At 68.5% G+C, this 20,039-nt stretch carries 18 protein-coding genes; 10 read left to right on the top strand and 8 right to left on the bottom strand.

Annotated features, from left to right (window positions below; genetic code table 11):
• Positions 1 to 38: 38 nt before the first annotated feature.
• A complete protein-coding gene (locus G6N50_RS14485; RefSeq protein WP_083099670.1) occupies positions 39 to 1,178 on the top strand; it encodes a PPE family protein in 1,140 nt (379 codons plus the stop codon).
• 168 nt (positions 1,179 to 1,346) lie between these two features.
• The gene (locus G6N50_RS14480) at positions 1,347 to 2,495 is read left to right on the top strand and encodes a PPE family protein (RefSeq protein ID WP_083099672.1); all 1,149 of its coding nucleotides are present in this window, start codon (positions 1,347 to 1,349) and stop codon (positions 2,493 to 2,495) included.
• Here G6N50_RS14480 and G6N50_RS14475 read toward each other — a convergent pair.
• Positions 2,426 to 3,085, bottom strand: a complete 660-nt coding sequence (locus G6N50_RS14475; RefSeq protein ID WP_083099710.1) for a DUF5994 family protein — start codon at positions 3,083 to 3,085, stop codon at positions 2,426 to 2,428. The genes G6N50_RS14480 and G6N50_RS14475 overlap by 70 nt on opposite strands.
• Positions 3,086 to 3,225: 140 nt before the next feature.
• Here G6N50_RS14475 and G6N50_RS14470 point away from each other — a divergent pair, with 140 nt between their 5' ends.
• Positions 3,226 to 4,224 (top strand): magnesium transporter CorA family protein, encoded by a 999-nt coding sequence (locus G6N50_RS14470; RefSeq protein WP_083099712.1) that lies wholly within the window; start codon positions 3,226 to 3,228, stop codon positions 4,222 to 4,224.
• A gap of 307 nt (positions 4,225 to 4,531) precedes the next feature.
• On the opposite strand, the gene G6N50_RS14465 is transcribed toward G6N50_RS14470, so the two are convergent.
• Positions 4,532 to 4,891 carry a DUF732 domain-containing protein gene (locus G6N50_RS14465; RefSeq protein ID WP_083099675.1) on the bottom strand — a complete coding sequence of 120 codons (360 nt, stop codon included), beginning with the start codon at positions 4,889 to 4,891 and terminating at the stop codon, positions 4,532 to 4,534.
• Between the two features lie 191 nt (positions 4,892 to 5,082).
• On the opposite strand from G6N50_RS14465, the gene G6N50_RS14460 reads away from it, so the two are divergent.
• Positions 5,083 to 6,000 (top strand): extracellular catalytic domain type 1 short-chain-length polyhydroxyalkanoate depolymerase, encoded by a 918-nt coding sequence (locus G6N50_RS14460; RefSeq protein WP_083099677.1) that lies wholly within the window; start codon positions 5,083 to 5,085, stop codon positions 5,998 to 6,000.
• 64 nt (positions 6,001 to 6,064) lie between these two features.
• On the opposite strand, the gene nei2 is transcribed toward G6N50_RS14460, so the two are convergent.
• From nei2 to hglS, 5 genes are read right to left on the bottom strand one after another with little or no spacing between them, the layout of a single operon-like run.
• Positions 6,065 to 6,820 carry an endonuclease VIII Nei2 gene (nei2, locus tag G6N50_RS14455; RefSeq protein WP_083099678.1) on the bottom strand — a complete coding sequence of 252 codons (756 nt, stop codon included), beginning with the start codon at positions 6,818 to 6,820 and terminating at the stop codon, positions 6,065 to 6,067.
• A gap of 1 nt (position 6,821) precedes the next feature.
• Positions 6,822 to 11,480 carry an ATP-dependent helicase gene (locus G6N50_RS14450; protein ID WP_083099680.1) on the bottom strand — a complete coding sequence of 1,553 codons (4,659 nt, stop codon included), beginning with the start codon at positions 11,478 to 11,480 and terminating at the stop codon, positions 6,822 to 6,824.
• Positions 11,481 to 11,517: 37 nt separating this feature from the next.
• Entirely contained in the window at positions 11,518 to 12,189 is a 672-nt protein-coding gene (locus tag G6N50_RS14445) for a TetR/AcrR family transcriptional regulator (RefSeq protein WP_067832489.1), read from the bottom strand.
• Between the two features lie 46 nt (positions 12,190 to 12,235).
• Positions 12,236 to 13,765, bottom strand: a complete 1,530-nt coding sequence (amaB, locus tag G6N50_RS14440; protein ID WP_083099681.1) for an L-piperidine-6-carboxylate dehydrogenase — start codon at positions 13,763 to 13,765, stop codon at positions 12,236 to 12,238.
• Positions 13,762 to 15,015, bottom strand: a complete 1,254-nt coding sequence (hglS, locus tag G6N50_RS14435; RefSeq protein ID WP_083099683.1) for a 2-oxoadipate dioxygenase/decarboxylase — start codon at positions 15,013 to 15,015, stop codon at positions 13,762 to 13,764. Before hglS ends, amaB begins: the two co-directional genes overlap by 4 nt.
• Before the next feature lie 30 nt (positions 15,016 to 15,045).
• Between hglS and G6N50_RS14430 the strand changes: the two genes are divergently transcribed.
• The 6 genes from G6N50_RS14430 (at position 15,046) to G6N50_RS14405 (ending at position 19,464) form a co-directional block, all read left to right on the top strand.
• Positions 15,046 to 15,498: an Lrp/AsnC family transcriptional regulator gene (locus tag G6N50_RS14430; RefSeq protein ID WP_083099685.1), complete on the top strand. Its 453-nt coding sequence runs from the start codon at positions 15,046 to 15,048 to the stop codon at positions 15,496 to 15,498.
• Between the two features lie 52 nt (positions 15,499 to 15,550).
• Positions 15,551 to 16,900 carry an L-lysine 6-transaminase gene (gene lat, locus G6N50_RS14425; RefSeq protein WP_083099714.1) on the top strand — a complete coding sequence of 450 codons (1,350 nt, stop codon included), beginning with the start codon at positions 15,551 to 15,553 and terminating at the stop codon, positions 16,898 to 16,900.
• A 228-nt stretch (positions 16,901 to 17,128) separates the two neighbouring features.
• Positions 17,129 to 17,512: a hypothetical protein gene (locus G6N50_RS14420; protein ID WP_083099686.1), complete on the top strand. Its 384-nt coding sequence runs from the start codon at positions 17,129 to 17,131 to the stop codon at positions 17,510 to 17,512.
• Between the two features lie 47 nt (positions 17,513 to 17,559).
• On the top strand, positions 17,560 to 17,871 hold the full coding sequence (gene usfY / locus G6N50_RS14415) for a protein UsfY (protein WP_083099688.1): 312 nt from the start codon (positions 17,560 to 17,562) through the stop codon (positions 17,869 to 17,871).
• 370 nt (positions 17,872 to 18,241) lie between these two features.
• Entirely contained in the window at positions 18,242 to 18,679 is a 438-nt protein-coding gene (locus tag G6N50_RS14410; RefSeq protein ID WP_083099689.1) for an ATP-binding protein, read from the top strand.
• Positions 18,676 to 19,464: an RNA polymerase sigma factor SigF gene (locus G6N50_RS14405; RefSeq protein ID WP_083099691.1), complete on the top strand. Its 789-nt coding sequence runs from the start codon at positions 18,676 to 18,678 to the stop codon at positions 19,462 to 19,464. Before G6N50_RS14410 ends, G6N50_RS14405 begins: the two co-directional genes overlap by 4 nt.
• Here G6N50_RS14405 and G6N50_RS14400 read toward each other — a convergent pair.
• Positions 19,435 to 19,863 carry an STAS domain-containing protein gene (locus G6N50_RS14400; protein ID WP_083099692.1) on the bottom strand — a complete coding sequence of 143 codons (429 nt, stop codon included), beginning with the start codon at positions 19,861 to 19,863 and terminating at the stop codon, positions 19,435 to 19,437. The two genes, G6N50_RS14405 and G6N50_RS14400, sit on opposite strands and share 30 nt — an antisense overlap.
• Positions 19,864 to 20,039 lie beyond the last annotated feature (176 nt).

The following is a 20,039-nucleotide window of genomic DNA, read 5'->3' as shown; positions in this document are numbered from 1 at the left end:
TTGCTGAGGCTTTCTCAGCGTGGGCATTGTGAGACGTGATGGATCTTTTTGCACCCCCAGAGGTGACCTCGACGCTCATCCACACCGGGCCGGGGGCGGGCTCGCTGATCGAGGCCGCCGGCGCCTGGCAGCGGCTGGCTGTCGAGCTGGAGAATTCGGTCTCCACGTATGCCTCGACGTTGTCGTCGCTCATCGAGTCTTGGGACGGGCCATCGGCGATGGCGATGCTGCAGTCCGTCCAGCCCTACCTGCTCTGGCTGCGTGAGACGGCGCAGCAGGCCGCGCAGATGGCTACCTCGGCCGACACCGCCGCATCGGCCTTCACCGCCGCGCGCGCATCGATAGTCCCGCCTGCGGTCGTCACCGCCAATCGGACGCGCCTGGCGCAACTGCTCGCCACCAACCGGTTCGGCACCAACACGGCGGCCATCGCCGAGACCGAAAATGAATACCAGACCATGTGGGCGAACAACTCGGCCGCGATGAGCCGCTATCAGGCGACGTCGTCGCAGGCGACCACGCAGCTGTCGCAGTTCAACTCGCCGCTCGCCATCACCGATCCGACCGGAACGGTCAACCAACAGGCCGCGGTGAACACTGCATTGGTCAACTCGTCGGGCAACTCGTCGGTGGGGTCGGTTCTCAACGCGCTCAACACACCAGGCGGTTTCGACCCCAACACCGGCTGGTTCAACTATTGGAGCACCTGGGGCAACCAGTTCATCTCGTCCGGCTTCCCCATCAACATGCTCAGCTATCTGGCGCAGAACTCGTCGGCCAGCGCGCTGCAGAGCGTGGGCGGCGACATCGGCTCGGGCCTGTCGGAAGGCCTCGGAGCGGCCACGGCCAGCCTGTCCAACGCGGTCAAAGGTATCGGCGCGGGCATGGCGCCGACGGGGGCGATGGGCGTTGGGGTATCGCTGGGCAAGCTGACCGCGCCCCCCGCCGTGGTGGGGCTGTTGCCCGGCACCCAAACCGGGGTGCAACTCGCGTCCGCGGCCTCGCCGCTGCCCGCGTCGGAAGCAGGGTTGCCGGTGATGCCGATGATGGTGCCGCCAGGAACCGGTTCGTCGGCGGGCACCGGCTGGCGAAAACGTAAACAGCAGAAGTACGAGGACATCGACTACGGCCAGCAGGTCAAAGGGAAAGTGATGCCTCGAAATCCATCGGCGGGATAAAGCCGACGTGGTGCCTTACGCATGCGGACGCCCAATCCCGCCTCCGGGTAGGTCAACAGCGACCAGCAGCGGGACACCGAAAAGTCCTATCGTCATCGACTCTCGAATTGCCGGACGGGCCGACGCGCAGCGTTGGCCCCACCCCCTTCTTCCCCAAGGTAAAGGTTCATGGATTTTGGGATACTGCCGCCGGAGGTCACCTCGGCGCTGATCCACTCCGGACCCGGCGCTTGGTCATGGATCGAAGCCGCCGGCATGTGGCAAGAGCTCAGCATGGAGCTCGAGCAGGCTGCCGCCAGCTACACCGCGGAGTTGTTGTGGCTGTCGACGACCTGGCAAGGGCCGTCCGCCTTAGCCATGGCCCAGGCCTTCGAGCCCTACATCGAGTGGTTGCGCCTCACCGCGCAGCAGTGCCAGCAGGTCGCCACCTCGGTGCAACTCATGATCGCGGCGTTCGAAACCACGCACTGGACGGTGGTGCATCCCTCGGTGGTCGCCGCCAACAGGGCGCGGCTGGCCATGCTGTTGGCCACCAACTTCTTCGGGATCAACTACCCGGCGATCGCCGAAACCGAAGCCGAATATCAGACCATGTGGCTGAACAACTCGGCGGCGATGATGCGCTACGCCGCGACCTCGGCGAGCACCGTCAGGCCGCCCACGTTCGAGTCGCCGCCGCAGGTGGCCAACCCGTCGGGCGTGGCCACCCAGGCCGCCCTGCTGCCCACCACGAACACCGGCAATACCGGGACGCAGATCGCAGCCGCGCTGTCCGGGACTAGTCAAGACCTCGCCGCCTCCAGCGCCTTCGGGTTGGATCCCGACTCGGGCTGGTTCAGATATTTCAGCGTGTGGGGATGGCAGTTCATTGCGAGCGGATTCCCGGTCAACATGCTCAGCTATCTCGCCCAGCTCAACGCCGCCCAGGCGCTGCAGGGGGGCGTGGGCGCCGACATCTTCGGCGGCCTCGCCGAGGGAACGGCCGCGTTGTCGTCGGCGGACGCGCAACTCCTCGGCGCGGTCGGATCGTCGTTGGCGCCCCGCGCGACGCTGGGCATCGGAATTTCGCTCGGCAACCTGACCATGCCACCCGCGACGGTGGGGATGCTGGGTTCATCGGCTCCGGTGCAACTGACGTCGGCGGTCTCCGCGCTGCCGCCGGGTGCCGGTCAGACGCCCCTGCTCCCGATGGCTCCGATGCGCCCGACGCGGGGCTCGGCGAAAGATCGGCGGCGCAAGGGACGCGACTACGACGATATTGAATACGGCGCGGAGCTGCCGGGCACCGTGATGCACAAGCCGCCGTCGGGGGGATAGTGCTGCTTGGGCGACTCCATCATACGGTTGCGGACGATGTGTTCGACGAGGATGGGTACGAAGGTCTGCACCGGTGCATCGATGAATCGTTGCGCCGTTTCTTCGCACCAGCGCCGGATCTGGGCGGTACGCCGCTCGTCATCCAGCCCCTCGTGACGGGCCAGCTTGTCGGCCACGTCTACCACCGATCGTCCGACCGTGGCCCGGACGGCGGGGGAGACCTGGGTGGCGGCGGGTGTACGCACCGCGTCGAGTGCCCGGCGGGCGGCGTTCTCGTCGGTGTCCGGCCGGATGACGTGCAGGGTGATGTGGCGGCCGCTTTCGGCCATCACGATGACGCTGGCCGGCTCGTTACTGGTGAAGCCCAGCAATTCGATTGTGTGCCCGTCGATTTCGGCCAGCGCCGGCGTCTGTTGCCAGCCGTTGCGGCGGTAGCCCACCATGACGACCTGTCCGAGGCGGTCGGACAACGACGCCACCAGGCACGGCAGCTCGTCGACCAAGTTCGTCGATCGCGGCCACCAGGCACCGTCGATATGCTCGGAGACAGCTCGATAAGGCTTGAGCTGCAACCGGTTTGATTGCTCCATTTCACCCACCTGCTCGCCGACACCGCCGAAAGGGCTGACACGACCCGACGTCAAGATCATCACGGGCAGTCGGCGACCGCGGCGCCAACGAGTGGCTGGTGGGTTTACCGATCGTGAACAACGGTTGAGAGGATGCTGTGGTGCAGATCGCTTCGAATATTCAGGGCCACGTGTGGCGCGGCGGCAAGCCGCTGGACGACTTCGAGTTCGGCAAGATCTCCGACTACCTGTCCGAACCGGACACCCTGGTGTGGGTTGACCTGTGCGAACCGGACCACGACGCCCTGTGCGGACTGGCCGACGAACTCGGTCTGAACCGCTGGGCGGTCGAGGATGCCGTGGCCGCAGCCGAGCGGGTCAAGGCCACCGCGTACGAAACGCACACCTTCTTCACGGTCTACGCCGTCGACGTCGCCAACGATGCGGCCGACGCGGGCCAGCGCATGCTGTCGATGCAGCGCATCTCAGGATTCGTGCTGCCGCAAGGGCTGATCACCGTGCGCCTGACGTCCGACTTCGACATGGCGCAGGTGACGCGGCGATGGCAGGAGATCGGCGGCCAGCGCTACGGTGTCGGTGCGCTGGTGCACGGCCTGCTCGACGTGGTGGTCGACAGTCATTTCACCGCGGTGGAAGCCCTCGACGACTGCATCGAGGCCATCGAGGACGAACTGTTCGACGGCACGCCGCGCAAGGGGATTTTTCAGCGCCGCACCTTCCGGTTGCGCAGGGACCTGGTGAACCTGCGGCGGGTGGCCCTGCCCATGCGCGAGGTCGTCAATGCCATTGCCCACCATCGTGTTTCGGATGGCTCCGACCGGCACCTGGACCCGCTGTACGCCGACCTGTACGACCACGTGCTGCGGGTCTCCGAATGGACAGAATCGTTGCGCGACATGATCACAACCATTTTCGAAACCAATTTGTCGCTGCAGGACGCCCGGTTGAACACCGTCATGAAGAAGCTGACCGGGTGGGCGGCCATCATCGCCGTGCCCACAGCGATCACGGGTTTTTACGGGCAAAACGTGCCCTACCCGGGCTTCGGTTCGGCGGCCGGATTCGCGGCCAGCACCAGCGTGATAGTGGTCTTGATGGCGGTGCTCTACGTGATGTTCAGGCGTCGCGATTGGCTGTAGGCCGTGATCCGGCTACTGCACCACGGGTGCGGCGGAAAGTCCTTGCTGGATGCCCTGATTGATCGTGTCCAACGGGGCGGGGCTGCCCGGCGGATCCGAATCCGCGCAGGCGCAGCTGAGAATACTGAAGGGACTAGGGTCGATGCTGGCCGATGCCGTTGCCCCGCTGGAAGCGCCGAGAGCGATTGCAACACCCGCAACACCGACCAAAAGTTTCGGGATCATTTTGGCCTTGAGGTTCTTCTGGTTTCGGATGTTTCAATTTTATCCGCGAGTCTGTCACGGGGCTGTCAACCGCCTGTAAATTTCAGGAGCCAGATGCCGCCGCCGCGTACTTCGGGCAGTACGCCTTGATGCTGACCCCGACGAAGTAGCCGGCGTGATAGCTGTCCAGAGCGCTGCTGGACAGCACGTTGTTGGCGACCTGTTCCGGTGTCTGGCCCATATCGAGCTCGTGGCACACGGTATGCCCCGAGTTGACCGCGGCATCGGGCGACTCGTAGTTGATGCCCTTGGCTTTGAGCGCGGCCAGGAACGTGTCATCGGCGGATGTGGCGTGAGCGGTCGCGGATGCAGCCAGCACGCCCAGCAGCCCGGCCAGCGGGGTAACGCCGGTCGCCAACAGCGACAGCCGCCGGAAGGGCTTGCGAATCTGGGTGGTCGTCATTTCTGATACTCCCGTGGAACAGAAGTGCCGTTGCTTGCTGGAGGCGGGGCTAGTTCGAATGTTTGCATGTCGCGGTGCCACCCGGTGCCTTATCGCCGATAATGCGGTATGTGCCACACCGGGGTTTGCTCCGCCGTCGGACGCAGGTGACCGGCGCGGCTTCGTCGACGCGCCGTCGGTGATCTGACGATATGGCATACGCGCGGTGGTGGTGGTTCGCTGTGGTGGCGATATGCGTGGTCGGCTGCGGTGTGCGGCACGTATCGGCGGCGAGCTCTCGAGACATTTCCGGCACCTTTCGATCCGGCGGCATGGACCGAACCTACATGTTGCACGTGCCGGCGGGCGACCCCGTCGGGCTGGTGCTCAGTCTGCACGGCGGCGGCGGCACCGGGATCTCGCAGCGCGGCCTGACGGGTTTCGACAGCGTTGCTGATGCCCACAACCTGTTGGTGGTCTACCCCGACGGTTACGACAAGAGCTGGGCGGACGGCCGTGGCGCCTCGCCCGCGGATCGCCGCCATGTCGACGATGTGGCCTTTCTGGTCGGGCTGGTGAACAAGCTGCAGGACGACTACGGCATCGCGCCCGGGCACGTTTTCGTCACCGGGATGTCCAACGGGGGCTTCATGTCCAACCGGTTGGCGTGTGAGCGCGCCGACGTCTTCGCCGCGGTGGCGCCGGTGGCCGGCACCCTGGGGGTGGGCGTGTCCTGCAATCCGTCGAAGCCGGTGTCGGTCTGGGAAGCGCACGGGACCGCGGATCCCCTGGTGCCCTTCAAGGGTGGGGCGGTGCGCGGGCGCGGCGGGGTCAGCCACTCCGTCTCGGTGGACACCATGGTGGGCAAGTGGCGCTCGGCCGACGGGTGCCAGGGCGACCCGGCGATGGAGGCGCTGCCCGACGTTCGCGACGGCACCGTCGTGCACCGCTACGAATCCACCCAGTGCGCGGCGAACACGGAGGTGGTGTTCTACAAGATCGACCGCGGCGGGCACACCTGGCCGGGCGGCAAACAGTACCTGCCAGCGGCCGTCATCGGCCCCACCACGCGTGCGCTCGACGGGTCCGAGGCCATCGCCCAGTTCTTCCTGGCGCACACCCGCGACTAGCTGTGATGGCAAGCGCAGCGAAGCCGGGCACAGCGGGTCGCCACCATCAGGACTAGCGGGGTGCTCAGCGCTGGCAGGACGGGCACCAGTACGTCACCCGGTCTCCGGAGTCGTCGAAGTTGATAGGGGTGCCGCAGCGACGGCAGGGCTGCCCGGATCGCCCGTAGACCCATAGCTGCCGCCCGGGCCGGGTGTCGCCGGTGGTGCACCGGTTCCAGCGGAAGCGGTTGAGCCACAACATATCCCGCGCGCGCGAAACCAGCCGATGCGGATCGGTGATGTCGCTCACCGGCGCGGTGGGCAGATGCCCGGAAAGAAAGCACAGTTCGTTGCTGTAGACGTTGCCGACCCCGGCCAGCACCCGCTGGTCCAAAAGCGCCTCGGCGATCGGCCTGTTCGGGGCCGCCGTCAGGTTGGCCGCGGCGAGCGCGGGATCCCAATCCTCGCCCAGCAGATCGGGTCCCAGGTGCGCGACGGCCTCGCCGTCACGGTCGCGCTCAAGGATCTCCAGCACGCCCAAGTCGACGCCGACGGCCCGGACGCTGTCGGCCTCCAGGATGATGCGCGCCCGATGGTCGACCCGCACCGGACGGCTGCCGACCCGCCAGCTGCCATCCATTTTCAGATGCGAGTGAATGCTGGCCCGGCCTACCCGGATGAACAAATGCTTTCCGCGGCTGAGCACCTCGTCGACAACCTGGCCGGTGAGATCGACGGTGGCGAACCGCGGCACCCGGATGTCGCAGCGGGTCAGGGTGGCGCCGAGCAGGTGCTCGCGTAGCACGGCGGCGGTGTGCCAGACGGTGTCACCTTCGGGCATGTCAGCGCAGCCGCATTCCGCGTGGGGTGCGGGCGAATCCGGCGTCGGAGAGCGCGTCGACCGGGCCGGGTCCGTCCGCGCGGGGCTGCAGGGCCGACACTCCGTCGATGCGTTCGACCAGGATGGACGCGACGCGCCGCGCGGAGACCAGGTCCGCCAGCGCCGTCGCGGCGGCGTGATGGGCGGCGGAATCGTCGGTGAAGGTCAGCAACGACCGGCCGCCGCGCTCGAGGAACCAGGCCAGCTCGCCGTCCACCAGCACCACCAGCGCACCGGCCTTGCGGCCCGGACGTGCCCCCGGCCCCCCAGACCCCGAGCCGTCGCCGCGGGAGGCGGGCCAGGGCAGCGCGGCGCCGTACGGGTTCGCCGGATCCGCCGCGGCGAGCGCGACCGCCCGGTACTCCGGCCGTTCCGGATCGACGCCGTCGGAAAAGGCGCGCAGCCGGTCGACGGTCGACGCGACGGCGAACTGCGCCCCGCCCAGCGACTCGATGAAGTAGCCGCGCTGGCAGCGGCCGGCGTCCTCGAACGTGCTCAGCACCTTGTACAGCGTGGCGAACCCGCCGGGCACGCCCTCGGCGGTCACCGCCCCCCGGGTCAGCACGCCGTGGCGGCCCAGCAAGAGTTCCGCTTGATAGTGGGCGCGCAGCGTGGAATCCGGCTCGGGGGCCGGCAGGATCGACCATCGGCCGGCCACGGTCGGGTCGGCGGGCCGGGACTGCGGGTGCGCGACGCTGTATCGGCTCAGCCGCGGCGGGCGATGCGACCGGTGCGCGGGCGCGGAGCGCTTGCGGGTTCCGGTGCCGCCGAGCAGGGCCCGCACCGGGGCGAACGTGTCGCCGGTGATCCAGCCGGCCCAGATGAGTTCCCACAGCGCGGCTTTGAGTTCCGACTCACCGAACCCGCTTTGCGTGAGTTGGCGGAAGAAGTAGGCACCCCCCGGGGCCAGCGTGTCCAGCACAGCGCGGTGGGCGTCGCCCAATTCGATGTCGGCCGGCCCGGACAGCGTCAGCGGCGCGGATTCGCTGGGATGCAACGCGATCCAGCCGTCGCCGCTCGAGATCGATCCGGCGCCCGACCAGGTGACCTCGCCGGTGGCGAGCAGTTCGTCGAGCATCGCCGGGGAGTAGTCGCGCACCCGGGGGGCCAGCACCAGCGGCTCGATGGCCGATGCGGGCATCCGCACCCCGGCCAGTTGATCGATCACCGACATCAGCCCGTCGAGTCCGGAATGACCTGGAGAGCGCGATGATTCGGCCGTCCCCACCCGATGCCAGGCCGGCAGGAACCGGCCGTAAGCGGCCGTGCTGACCGGCTCGACCTGGGCCCGCAACGCCGCCAGCGAGCGCCGCCGCAGGATGCGCAGCACGTCGGCGTCGCACCACTGCTCGCCGCCGGCCACGGGCGCCCCGGGCAGTTCGGGTGCGGCGACGAAGTCGCCGCGCACCAGCCGGCCGTCACCGGCCAGCCGGCCCAGGATGTCGGCGGTCACCCGCAACCCCAACCCGAACCGGGCGGCGGCCTCGGCCGTGGTGAACGGGGTGTGGGTGCGCGCGTAGCGGCCCAGCAGCTCGCCCAGCGGGTCGGCCACCTCCTCGGTGAAGGCGGCCGGCACGCCCAGGGGCACCGCGATGCCGATGCCGTCGCGCAGCCGGCCGATGTCCTCGATGGCCACCCACCAGCTGCGGCCGGCGAACGACACCGTCAGCGCGCGGCGGGCCGCGCGTAAACCTTCCAGCCAGCCGCCCACGTCGGCGCCACCGGCGCGGGCGGCCACCTCGTCCTCGGTCAGCGGGCCCAGCAGCCGCAGCAGGTCCGCGACGCCCTCGGCGTCGCGGGCGGCGCGGTCGGCCGCGAGATGCTGAAGCTGGCGGGCGGTGGCGGCGATGATCTCGGGATCGAGCAGGTCGCGCAGCTCCACCCGGCCCAGCAGCTCGGCCAGCAGCGTGCTGTCCAGCGAGAGCGCGGCGGCCCGGCGCTCGGCCAGCGGGCTGTCGCCCTCGTACATGAACGCGCCGACGTAGCCGAACAGCAGCGACGCCGCGAACGGCGACGGCCGTTGCGTCTCGACTTCGAGCACCCGCACCCGCCGCTGGGCGATGCCGGTCATCAGCAGGGTCAGGGCCGGGACGTCGTAGACGTCCTGCAGGCATTCGCGGATGGTCTCCAGCACCACCGGGAAGTCGGGGTATTTGCGGGCCACCTCCAGTAACTGCGCGGCCCGCTGACGCTGCTGCCACAGCGGCGAGCGCCGGCCGGGATGCCGGCGCGGCAACAGTAGGGCGCGCGCCGCGCACTCGCGGAAGCGCGACGCGAACAGCGCCGAGCCGCCCACCTCGGCGGTGACGATGGGGTCGATCTCTTCGGCGTCGAAGACGAAAAGGGCTGCGCCGGGCGGGGTATCAGTTCCCGTGTCGGACGCGAAATCGGAAATAGTGTCGGGCAGGCGCACTACGACGCCGTCGTCGGAGGCGGTGGGTTTCTCGTCGATGCCGTAGCGCTCGCGCAGCCTGCGGGCCACCGCCAGCGCCAGCGGTCCGTTCACCGCAAGCCCGTACGGCGAGTGCAGGATCACCCGCCAGTCGCCCAGTTCGTCGCGGAACCGCTCGACCAGCAGGGTGGTGTCGGTGGGCACCACCCCGGCGGCGGTGCGCTGCTCGTCGAGCAGACCCCACAAATTGTCGGTGGCGTATGCGTCGAAACCCAAACCGGCGCAACGCTTGTCGAACGCCTCGCGTTTGAGGCCGGCCAGCTCGCCGGTGAAGGCGCCGAGCGCGGCGCCCAGCTCGGCCGGGCGGCCCAGGCCGTCGCCGCGCCAGAACGGCAGCCGGGCCGGCTGGCCGGGGGCGGGGATCACCAGCACCCGGTCGTGGGTGATCTCGGTGATCCGCCAGCTGGTGGCGCCCAGCGAGATCACATCGCCGGGGCGCGACTCGTAGACCATCTCCTCTTCGAGTTCGCCGACCCGCGAAGGCTTTTCGGATTCAGACGCGAGATAGACGGTGAACAGCCCGCGGTCGGGGATCGCGCCGCCGGAGGTCACCGCCAGCCGCTGCGCGCCGGGGCGCGCGGTCAACGTGCCGGTGTCGCGGTCGTAGACCAGCCGCGGTCGCAGCTCGGCGAACTCGGTGGACGGGTACTTGCCGCTCAGCAGGTCCAGGGTGGCCTCGTACACGCTGCGCGGCAGCGTCGCAAACGGCGCGGCCCGCCGAACCGTCTCGAACCACCGATCGGCGTCCAACGGCTCCAGCGCGGCCGCCGCGACGGTCTGCTGCGCCAGGATGTCGAGCGGATTGGCGGGCACCCGCATCGTCTCGATCTGACCGGTCAGCATGCGCTGCACGCTGACCGCGCAGCCGATCAGGTCGGTGCGGTGTTTGGGGAACAGCACTCCCTGCGAGACCTCGCCGACCTGATGCCCGGCCCGGCCGATGCGCTGCAGGCCGCTGGCCACCGACGGCGGCGCCTCCACCTGGATCACCAGATCGACCGCGCCCATGTCGATACCCAGCTCCAGGCTCGAGGTGGCCACCACCGCCTTGAGCAGCCCGCGCTTGAGGTCCTCTTCGACCAGGGCGCGTTGTTCCTTGCTGATCGAACCGTGGTGCGCGCGGGCCAGTATCGGGTCGGCGCCGTAGGTCTGGCCGCTGCCCATGATGTGGGCCGGGGCACCGCCGGGCACCTTCGGATTGGCCGCCACTGAATCCGGGGACAGTTCGACGCCGCTGCGTTCGGCGTGAATCTCGTTGAGGCGGGCGGTAAGTCGCTCGGCCAGCCGGCGCGAATTGGTGAACACGATGGTCGACTTGTGGGATTCGATCAGGTCGACCAGACGGTTCTCGACGTCGGGCCAGATGGAGGGGGTACCGCCCGCTTGCGGGGGAGTGTTCGCCAGGTTGGCCATGTCGGGCACCGGCACCTGCACGGTGAGCTCGACCGTCTTGGCCGACGGCGGGGCCACGATGGTGGTCGGCGCCTGCCCGGACAGGAACCGGGCGAGCTCCTCGGGTGGGCGCACCGTCGCCGACAGCCCGATGCGCTGGGCGGGCTTGTCCTCCCGCAGCGCGTCGAGACGCTCCAGTGACACCGCGAGGTGGGCGCCGCGCTTGCCGGCGGCGATGGCGTGGATCTCGTCGACGATCACCGTCTGCACGCCGGCCAGCGTCTCGCGCGCGGCCGAGGTGAGCATCAGGAACAGCGACTCGGGTGTGGTGATCAGCACGTCGGGCGGGCGGTTGATCAGCTGGCGGCGGGTCGCGGGCGGGGTGTCGCCGGAGCGGACCCCGACGCTGATGTCGGGGGCCGGCAGGCCCTGGCGTTCGGCGATGCGGGTGAGGCCGGCCAGGGGAGTGCGCAGGTTGCGCTCGACGTCGACGGCCAGCGCCTTGAGCGGGGAGACGTAGAGCACGCGGGTGCCGGGCGGGCGCTCCGTCGACCCGGCCAGGCTGTCCAGCGCCCACAGGAACGCCGCCAGCGTCTTACCCGAGCCGGTCGGCGCGATCACCAGGGTGTTGTGGCCGTCGGCGATCGCGTTCCAGGCCTCGGCCTGGGCGGTGGTGGGGGCGTCGAACGTGCTGGTGAACCACTCGCGGGTGATCGCGCTGAACCGGCCCAACGGGTCGGAACGGCCGGGCGGCCCGGCATCGGCGCGAGTGCTCACCTGTCCATGGTGCCAACGGGCACCGACAAGGCTTCGGCTAGCGCGGCTCGATACGAGCGGTCGACATCGCGTGGGACAGTTCCTCGGGGATCTCGGGGACCCGGGCGATGGCGTCGAACAGTGAGTGCGCGCACGCGTCGGCGAGGCGATCGGCATTGGTTGTGGGGTCGATGATGCGCTGCCGGCACAGCTCGAAGGTGAACGCCAGCCAGCCGTGACAGATCACCCGGAGGTCGCGCTCGACGTCGGGTTCCAGCTTCCTCGCGGGTGTCTTGGCCACGAGGTCGGTGATCCGGCTCATGATGTGTTCGAGCTGACGGTTCTTGGCTTCGTCGTCGACGCCCAGCAGAACGGGGTCGGAACGGCCCAGGCCGACATAGGCGGCCCACGCGGCCTCGGGGTTCTGCTCGTGGTAGGCCATGTAGGCCATCACACCGGTGCGGACCTCTTCGTACATGGTGAGGCCGCTGGCGTCGTCCATGTTGGTGTTCTCGTACAAGCGGTCGGCCTCGTCCTTGACCACCGCGGCGAAAAATGCCCGCTTGTCCGGGAAGTAGTGGTACATCAGGGCCCGCGACACCCCGGCGCGTTCCGCAATCTCGTCGATGCGGACCTCGTCGTAGGGTCGCTTCCCGAAGACCTCTGCCCCTAAAGCGAGCAGCTCAGCGCGTCGATCCTCGGGGGACAAGCGCCTGCGGGCTGTCGGCATGTGTCAGATAGTACTCATACGACATGAGACGCCCGCCACATTGGAATCATCCGAACTCCACTCCCTGGGCCAGCGGCAACTCGCCGGAATAATTGACGGTATTGGTACTTTGGCGCATGTAGGCCTTCCACGAGTCCGTGCCGGATTCGCGTCCGCCTCCGGTTTCCTTCTCCCCGCCGAACGCACCGCCGATCTCCGCACCGGACGTGCCGATGTTGACATTGGCGATTCCACAGTCGGATTCGGCCAGGAACCGCTCGGACTCCCGCAGGTCGGTGGTGAAGATGGAAGACGAAAGGCCTTGTGGCACAGCATTGTTCAGCGCGATCGCGTCATCCAGCTCATCGTAGGTCAGCACATAGAGGATGGGCGCGAACGTCTCGGTCGTCACGATGGCGGTCTGTGCGGGCATGCGCACCAGGGTCGGCGCGACGTAATAGGAACTCGGATGTTCGACGACCCCGGGGTGGGCGCGGTCGCCGCCGATGATCTCGCCGCCGTCGGCGCGCGCCTGTTCCAGCGCCCCCACCATGTCGCGGTAGGCGGTCTCGTGGATCAGCGGTCCGACGAGTGTGCCCGGCGCGGACGGGTCGCCGATCGGCAGTTGCCGGAAGGCGGACGCGACGCGGGCGACGACCTCGTCGGCCACCGAGCGGTGCACGATCAGCCGGCGCAGGCTGGTGCAGCGTTGACCGGCGGTGCCGGCGGCGGCGAACACCACGGCCCGCACCGCGAGGTCCAGGTCGGCCGACGGCGTCACAATGGCGGCGTTGTTGCCGCCCAATTCCAGCAGGACCCGGCCGAACCGGGCGGCGACGCGCGGCCCGACGGCCCGGCCCATCGAGACCGAACCGGTCGCCGAGACCAGCGCGATGCGGGGGTCGTCCACCAGCAGCCCGCCGAGGTCGCGGTCGCCCAGCACCACGGAGCTCACCGCGGCGGGTGCGCCGACATCGGCCGCGGCCCGGGCGATCAGGGACTGGGTGGCCAAGGCCGTCAACGGCGTCAGCTCCGAGGGCTTCCACACCACCGGGTCGCCGCACACCAGGGCCAGTGCGGCGTTCCAGGCCCACACGGCGACCGGGAAATTGAACGCGGTGATCACCCCCACCACCCCGAGCGGATGCCAGCTCTCCAGCAATCGATGGCCGGGGCGTTCCGAGGCGATGGTGCGGCCGTAGAGCTGGCGCGACAGGCCGACCGCGAACCGGCAGATGTCGATCATCTCCTGCACCTCGCCGGCGGCCTCGGAGGTGATCTTGCCGACCTCGAGGGTCACCAGGGTGGCCAGCTCGCCACGGTGCGCCTTCAGCAGCTCGCCGAGGCGCGCCACCAGCGCGCCGCGGACCGGGGGCGGTGTGCCCCGCCACACCGAAAATGCTTGGGCGGCTTCGGTGATCACCCGCTCGGTCTGTTCGGGTGTGGTGGGCGCGACGGTGAACAGCACCTCGCCGGTGATCGGTGTGCTGGCCGCCATCCCGTGGCCGTCGGGCTCCCCGAGTGCGATGTCGGATCCCATCGCCCGCAGGGCGTCGCGCGCCCGGGCGCGCAAGTCGTCGGCGGTGGGCATGCTCATCGGGGTGCCTCCTGGGACATCGCTTCGTACAGTTGGTACGGGTCGTGAATCTCGCGGCCGATGGCGCCGGCCAGCCACTGCGTGTCGTAGCCGGAATCGTCGGCGGCAGAACAGTTTTCGAAGACAGCGTCGGCATCCAGGTTCGACCGGAAGATGCCCGCCGCCGACGCGGGCAGAAAGTCCTCGTAGACGATCGGTGCGCTCGGGTCACCGCCACGGTAGTAGGCGAGCCCCGCCGCGGCCATCTCGACGTCGGTGCGCGGGAAGTAATCCGCCCACACCGCGGCCGGGTCGGCGGCGGCCATCGCGGCGTCGTAGCGTTCCCGGCCCTTCGGTGTCAGCGCCACACCTCGCGCCTCAACTTCGCCGAAGCGCACCCGCAGCGTCCCCTCGGTGATGCGGCCGTCGTCGTCGCGGAAGCGGCGAGGTTCGGCCAGCGCGCGAAAAGACGTCTGGCGCAACAGCACCGGGGGTCCGTCGGTGCGGGGCGGGCCCTGGATGGCATCGATCATGGTGATGCCGCGCCGGGCCATCCGCCGGTACAGATCGTCGATGTCGAGCACCCGGGGCGTCAGGTGGTTGATGTGGGTGGAGCCGACGCCGGCGATGTCGGCGGCCACCGCGGAGACCCGCGCCAGTTCGTCGTACCAGGATCGCTCGATCGGCTCGCGGGACAACGCGAATGCCGCCACCGCCGCCGCGACGAACGCAGGCGCGGCGTCGGCTTGGCATCCGCCGTCGGCGGCGATGATCCGCGCCCGGGCCGGCAGTGCGGGGTCGAACAGCTGGCGCCGGGCCAGGAAGGTGTCGACGCGGCGGCGCAGGTCCCGGTCGAAATAGCGCGCGTCGCGGGTGGCCAGCATCGAGGTGAACACCCGAAAGGGGTTCTGCGACAACTCGTTTGCGTCGATGGGCCGAAAGGCGGTGGACACCACCGGAACGGGTGAGGCCGCACGGCGCAGGTCGTAGTAGCCCACCGGCAGCATGCCGAACGCGGCGAAAAGGTCGGCGACGGCGGCCAATTCGGCCGGGCTGCCCACCCGGATGGCGCCATGGCGTTCGGCGGTGACCCGCTGCAGCGAGCCGAACCGCTCGGGGTTGCCGTGACGCGCCGCGTAATCGGCGTTGACCTGCCCGCTGACCTCGACCAGGGTCCCGTAGGCGGGCACCTCGGCGGCGTACATCGCCGACAGGCCCGCGGCGAAGCGCTCCCGGAGCTGACAGGTGCACAGCCATTTCGTGCGGGTCACGGCCGGCCGTTCCTGCGATAGTCTCCGGCCATGAGTGAGACGCTCGACGATGTCGACCGGATTCTGGTGCGCGAACTGGTCGCCGACGGCCGTGCGACGTTGGCGGAGCTGGCCGCCAGCGCCCGGCTGTCGGTCTCGGCGGTGCAGTCGCGGGTGCGCAGGCTCGAGGCGCGCGGCGTGATCTCGGGATACTCGGCGCGCATCGACCCGGAGGCGGTCGGGCATCGGCTGTCGGCGTTCGTGGCCATCACTCCTCTGGATCCCTCTCAACCCGATGATGCGCCCGCCCGTCTCGAGCACATCGAGGAGATCGAATCGTGTCACTCGGTGGCCGGCGAGGAAAGCTACGTCCTCCTGGTGCGGGTCGAATCCGCCCGGGCGCTGGAGGACCTGCTGCAGCGGATCCGAACGGCCGCGAACGTCAAGACGCGAAGCACCATCATTCTGAATACTTTTTACGTTGATCGGCAACGAATACCATAAAATATACGGCGCAAGCCTCATGATTCCGTAAAAAACAGCTACCATGGGCGCCATGACCGCCGCCGTGGAACGCCGCACCCGCGCCGGTCGGCGCACCGAGCCCGACCGGGTCCACGAGGTGCTGGCGCGCAGCATTCTGGTCGACGGTTTCGACTTCGTGCTCGATCTGGACCGGTCCACCGGTTCCTACCTGTATGACGCCCGCGATGGCCGGCGCTACCTGGACATGTTCACCTTCTTCGCCTCCTCGGCGCTGGGCATGAACCACCCCGCGCTGGCCGGCGACCAGGACTTCCGCGCCGAGCTGGCGCAGGCCGCGCTGAACAAGCCCAGCAACTCCGATGTGTACTCGGTGGCGATGGCCGGTTTCGTCGAAACCTTCGCCCGGGTGCTGGGCGACCCGGCCCTGCCGCACCTGTTCTTCGTGGACGGTGGCGCGCTCGCCGTGGAGAACGCGCTCAAGGTGGCGTTCGACTGGAAGAGCCGGCGTAACGAGGCCCGCGGGATCGACCCGGCGCTGGGCACCCGGGTGCTGCACCTGAGCGGCGCGTTCCACGGGCGGAGCGGATACACGCTGTCGCTGACCAACACCAAGCCGGTCACGGTGGCCCGCTTCCCGAAGTTCGACTGGCCACGCATCGACGCCCCGTTCATCCGGCCCGGCCTGGACGGGGCGGGGATGGCGGCGGCCGAAGCCGAGTCGCTGCGCCAGGCCCGCGCGGCCTTCGAATCCCACCCGCACGACATCGCCTGCTTCGTCGCCGAACCCATTCAGGGTGAGGGCGGCGACCGTCACTTCCGGCCCGGGTTCTTCGCGGCCATGCGCGCGCTGTGCGACGAATACGACGCTTTGCTGATCTTCGACGAGGTGCAGACCGGCTGCGGGCTGACCGGAACACCGTGGGCCTACCAGCAATTGGGCGTGCAGCCGGACGCCGTGGCGTTCGGCAAGAAGACTCAGGTGTGCGGTGTCATGGCGGGCCGCCGGGTCGACGAGGTCACCGACAACGTGTTCGCGGTCTCCTCGCGGGTGAACTCGACGTGGGGCGGCAACCTGGCCGACATGGTGCGGGCCCGTCGCATCCTGGAGGTGATCGAAGCCGAGGGACTGTTCGACCGCGCCGCCGAACAGGGTGCCTACCTGCGCGGACGCCTCGAGGAGCTCGCAGGCGAATTTCCCGGCGTGGTGCTCGATCCCCGTGGCCGCGGCCTGATGTGTGCGTTCAGCCTGCCGACCGCCGCCGACCGCGACGAGCTGATCCGCCGGCTGTGGCGCCGCGCGGTCATCGTGCTGCCGTCGGGTCGCGACGGTGTCCGGTTCCGCCCGGCGCTGAGCGTCTCGCGCGCGGAGATCGACGCCGCGCTGCGGGCGATCCGCGCGGCGCTGCGGGATCTGAGGTAGCACTTGACCTCACGTCGATCTCGTTTACTTTGGTTTGCCGCCGGGTATTTATTTTCGAGCGTATTCCGCTGCTACCAGCGCGGTATTGGCGCCCGGGAGGGTCGCGGCGCCGACGGTGTCGTCGGGGGCCCACCGGACGACATGCCATAGCGCGGTAACCATTGCGACGTGGCGAGCGATGAACTTAGGGTGGGGCCGAACCGGTGCCCATTAGGGGTTGTGGGGACGATGCAGAAAGCGGACGAGCGACCGGGCGGTGACCGCCTGGGCCAGCAGGACGGCGAGGTGCTCGCCGCCGTCCGGTTTGCTGTCCTGTCCACGCTGGCCGCCGTCGGCTTCCTGTTGATCGCCGCCGTGTGGGTGAGTACCTGCCCGGGGGTGGGCGTGGACACGGTGGCGTGCGGTCCGCCGCAGCGCACCCTGTTGGCGTTCGGGGGTCCGCTCATCGCACTCGGCGCCGGCATCTGGGCGTTCGTGCGCACCTATCTGGTGTGGAAGGCCCGGGGGACCTGGTGGGGATGGCACGGCGCGGGCTGGTTTCTCCTGACCGCGATGGCGCTGATGGTCGCCATGGGTGTCGCCCCGATCGCCGGTCCGGTACTGGCTCTTTAGGTTTGTGCTCCCGCGATCTAACGTTGATGATGCGGTGAGGAGCAGCTATGGGAGACACCTATCACGACCCCGTCGACCATCTGAGGACAACGCGACCGCTCGCCGGCGAGTCGCTGATCGACGTCCTGCTCTGGCCCGGGTACCTCTTAGTCGTCGTCGGCGTGATCGGCGCCTGTGGCAGTCTGTCGGCCTTCGCCAGCGGACATCACCACGTGGGCGTGACCGCGGGCGTCATCGCGGTCATCGCCACGGTGCTGGGGCTGGCCTGGCTCGCGGTGGAGCACCGCAGGATTCGCAGGATCGCTGATCGCTGGTACACCGAACACCCCGAGGTGCACCGGCAACGGCCGGCCAGCTAGGCCTGGTCGCCAATCGGCCGATCTCTGGCGTGGCTTTTTGGCGGGTGACCTGCCCCGACGCCGGGCGTGTGAAATTGCGCATGAAAGCCAATTGCTAGGTTACCGGTGTGAAGTTGTGGGTATCAGGTTTGCACCATGATGAGTGCCGGAACGGTTGCGTTAGCGTGGTCACCCCATCATGGGGCACAGCACCACGAACACACCGACATAAAGATGCCTACTACTGCGACGACTACGAATATGACCAGCGTGACCCCGGCGATGGCGGGCGGAATACCCGGCGGCGATCATGACTGACCGGCTCGAGCGCGAGGTCCACGGCGGACTGCGAGGCAGTAGTGGTGTCAGTCAATCATTGCCGGGAGACCATATGAACGATGCTGGAAAGCGCGCTGACAAGCGTCCGCGCGGCCACCGCGCCGTCGAACTTCACGTTGCCGCGCGCCTGGAGAACCTCGCGATGCTGCGCACCCTGGTTGGTGCCATCGGCACCTTCGAGGATCTGGATTTCGATGCGGTGGCGGACCTGCGGCTCGCGGTCGATGAAGTGTGCACCCGGTTGATTCGTTCGGCCACCCCCCACGCGACGTTGATCGTCGTGGTCGACCCGCAAGACGACCAATTGGTGGTGGAAGCCTCCGCGGCGTGCGACACCCACGACGTCGTGGCGCCCGGCAGCTTCAGCTGGCATGTGCTGACGTCACTGGCCGACGACGTCCAGACCTTCCATGACGGTCGCGAACCCAATGAAGCCGGCAGTGTTTTCGGCATCACGCTGACGGCGCGACGGGCGGCCTCCAGCAGGTGACAGCGCGAGCTGCCGGCGGTTCGGTTTCACGGCCGAACGAATACGCCGATGTCCCGGACATGTTCCGTGAGTTGGCCCGTGCCACACCCGACTCCATGGAATTCCAGCGTCAACAGGACAAAATCGTCGAGCGTTGTCTGCCGCTCGCCGACCACATCGCGCGCCGCTTCGAGGGACGCGGCGAACCGCGCGACGACCTGGTTCAGGTGGCGCGGGTCGGCTTGGTCAACGCGGTGGTCCGTTTCGACGTCAACGCCGGCTCGGACTTCGTCTCGTTCGCGGTGCCCACGATCATGGGCGAGGTCCGGCGCCACTTCCGCGACAACAGCTGGTCGGTCAAGGTTCCGCGGCGGCTCAAGGAGCTGCACCTGCGGCTGGGCACCGCCACCGCCGAACTGTCGCAACGGCTGGGCCGGGCGCCCACCGCGACCGAACTCGCCGCGGAGCTCGACATGGATCGGGAAGAGGTGGTCGAGGGCCTGGTGGCCGGCAGTTCCTACAACACCTTGTCCATCGACAGCGGTGGCGGTGGCGAGGAAGAGGAAGCCCGCGCCATCGCGGACACCCTCGGCGACGTCGACACCGGACTGGACCGCATCGAGGATCAGGAATCGCTGCGTCCACTGCTCGAGGCGCTGCCCGAGCGGGAGCGGACGGTGTTGGTGCTGCGATTCTTCGAGTCGATGACGCAGACCCAGATCGCCGAGCGGGTCGGCATCTCCCAGATGCACGTGTCGCGGCTGCTGGCGAAGTCGCTAACTCGGCTCCGGGACCAGTTGCAGTAGCAGGCGCGGCTCTTCTTCGACCCACAGCGGTTCCAGCAGCGGTTCGTCCTTCGGCGTCGTCACCGGCAGGGTTGCGTCCGGATCGCAGACGCGCAGCAACCTGGCCACGGCCGGGCTCGGCGCCATCGCCCAGGACACCTGGGCGCCCGAGCATGCCACATTGATCCGGTGCAGCGCCGAAAAGCCCGCGGTACCAATGAATTTCAGGCCGCGCAGGTCAAGGATCAACCGCCGGGAGCGGCTGGTGCCCTGCCGCACATATGCGGCGAGTTGATCGGCGTTGGCAGCGTCGAGCTCACCGTCGACCGTGATCAGGGTGCCCGTCGGGCCCCAACGGGCGGTGAATTGTGCTGTGCGGCTTCGCTGCCAGGATTGGGCCACAGACATCGCTGACTCCATCCCATTCAGGAAATAATGCTGCGGATACGTCAGCTACGTGAAAGAGGTCTGAGAAGGAGGGAATTCCGCCTACCCCCCACGTCATTGACGTATCCCCGGCGGCTGTGAACTCAACCTTGACCGCAACCCTACTCGCGGTAGCCGGGCCCTACAACTTGTCGGTGAAATCTGTGCGC

Source organism: Mycobacterium mantenii, assembly GCF_010731775.1.
GTDB classification, from domain to species: Bacteria; Actinomycetota; Actinomycetes; order Mycobacteriales; family Mycobacteriaceae; genus Mycobacterium; species Mycobacterium mantenii.
Note: the sequence above shows the minus strand (reverse complement) of the source record. Positions and strands in the feature narration are given on the sequence as shown.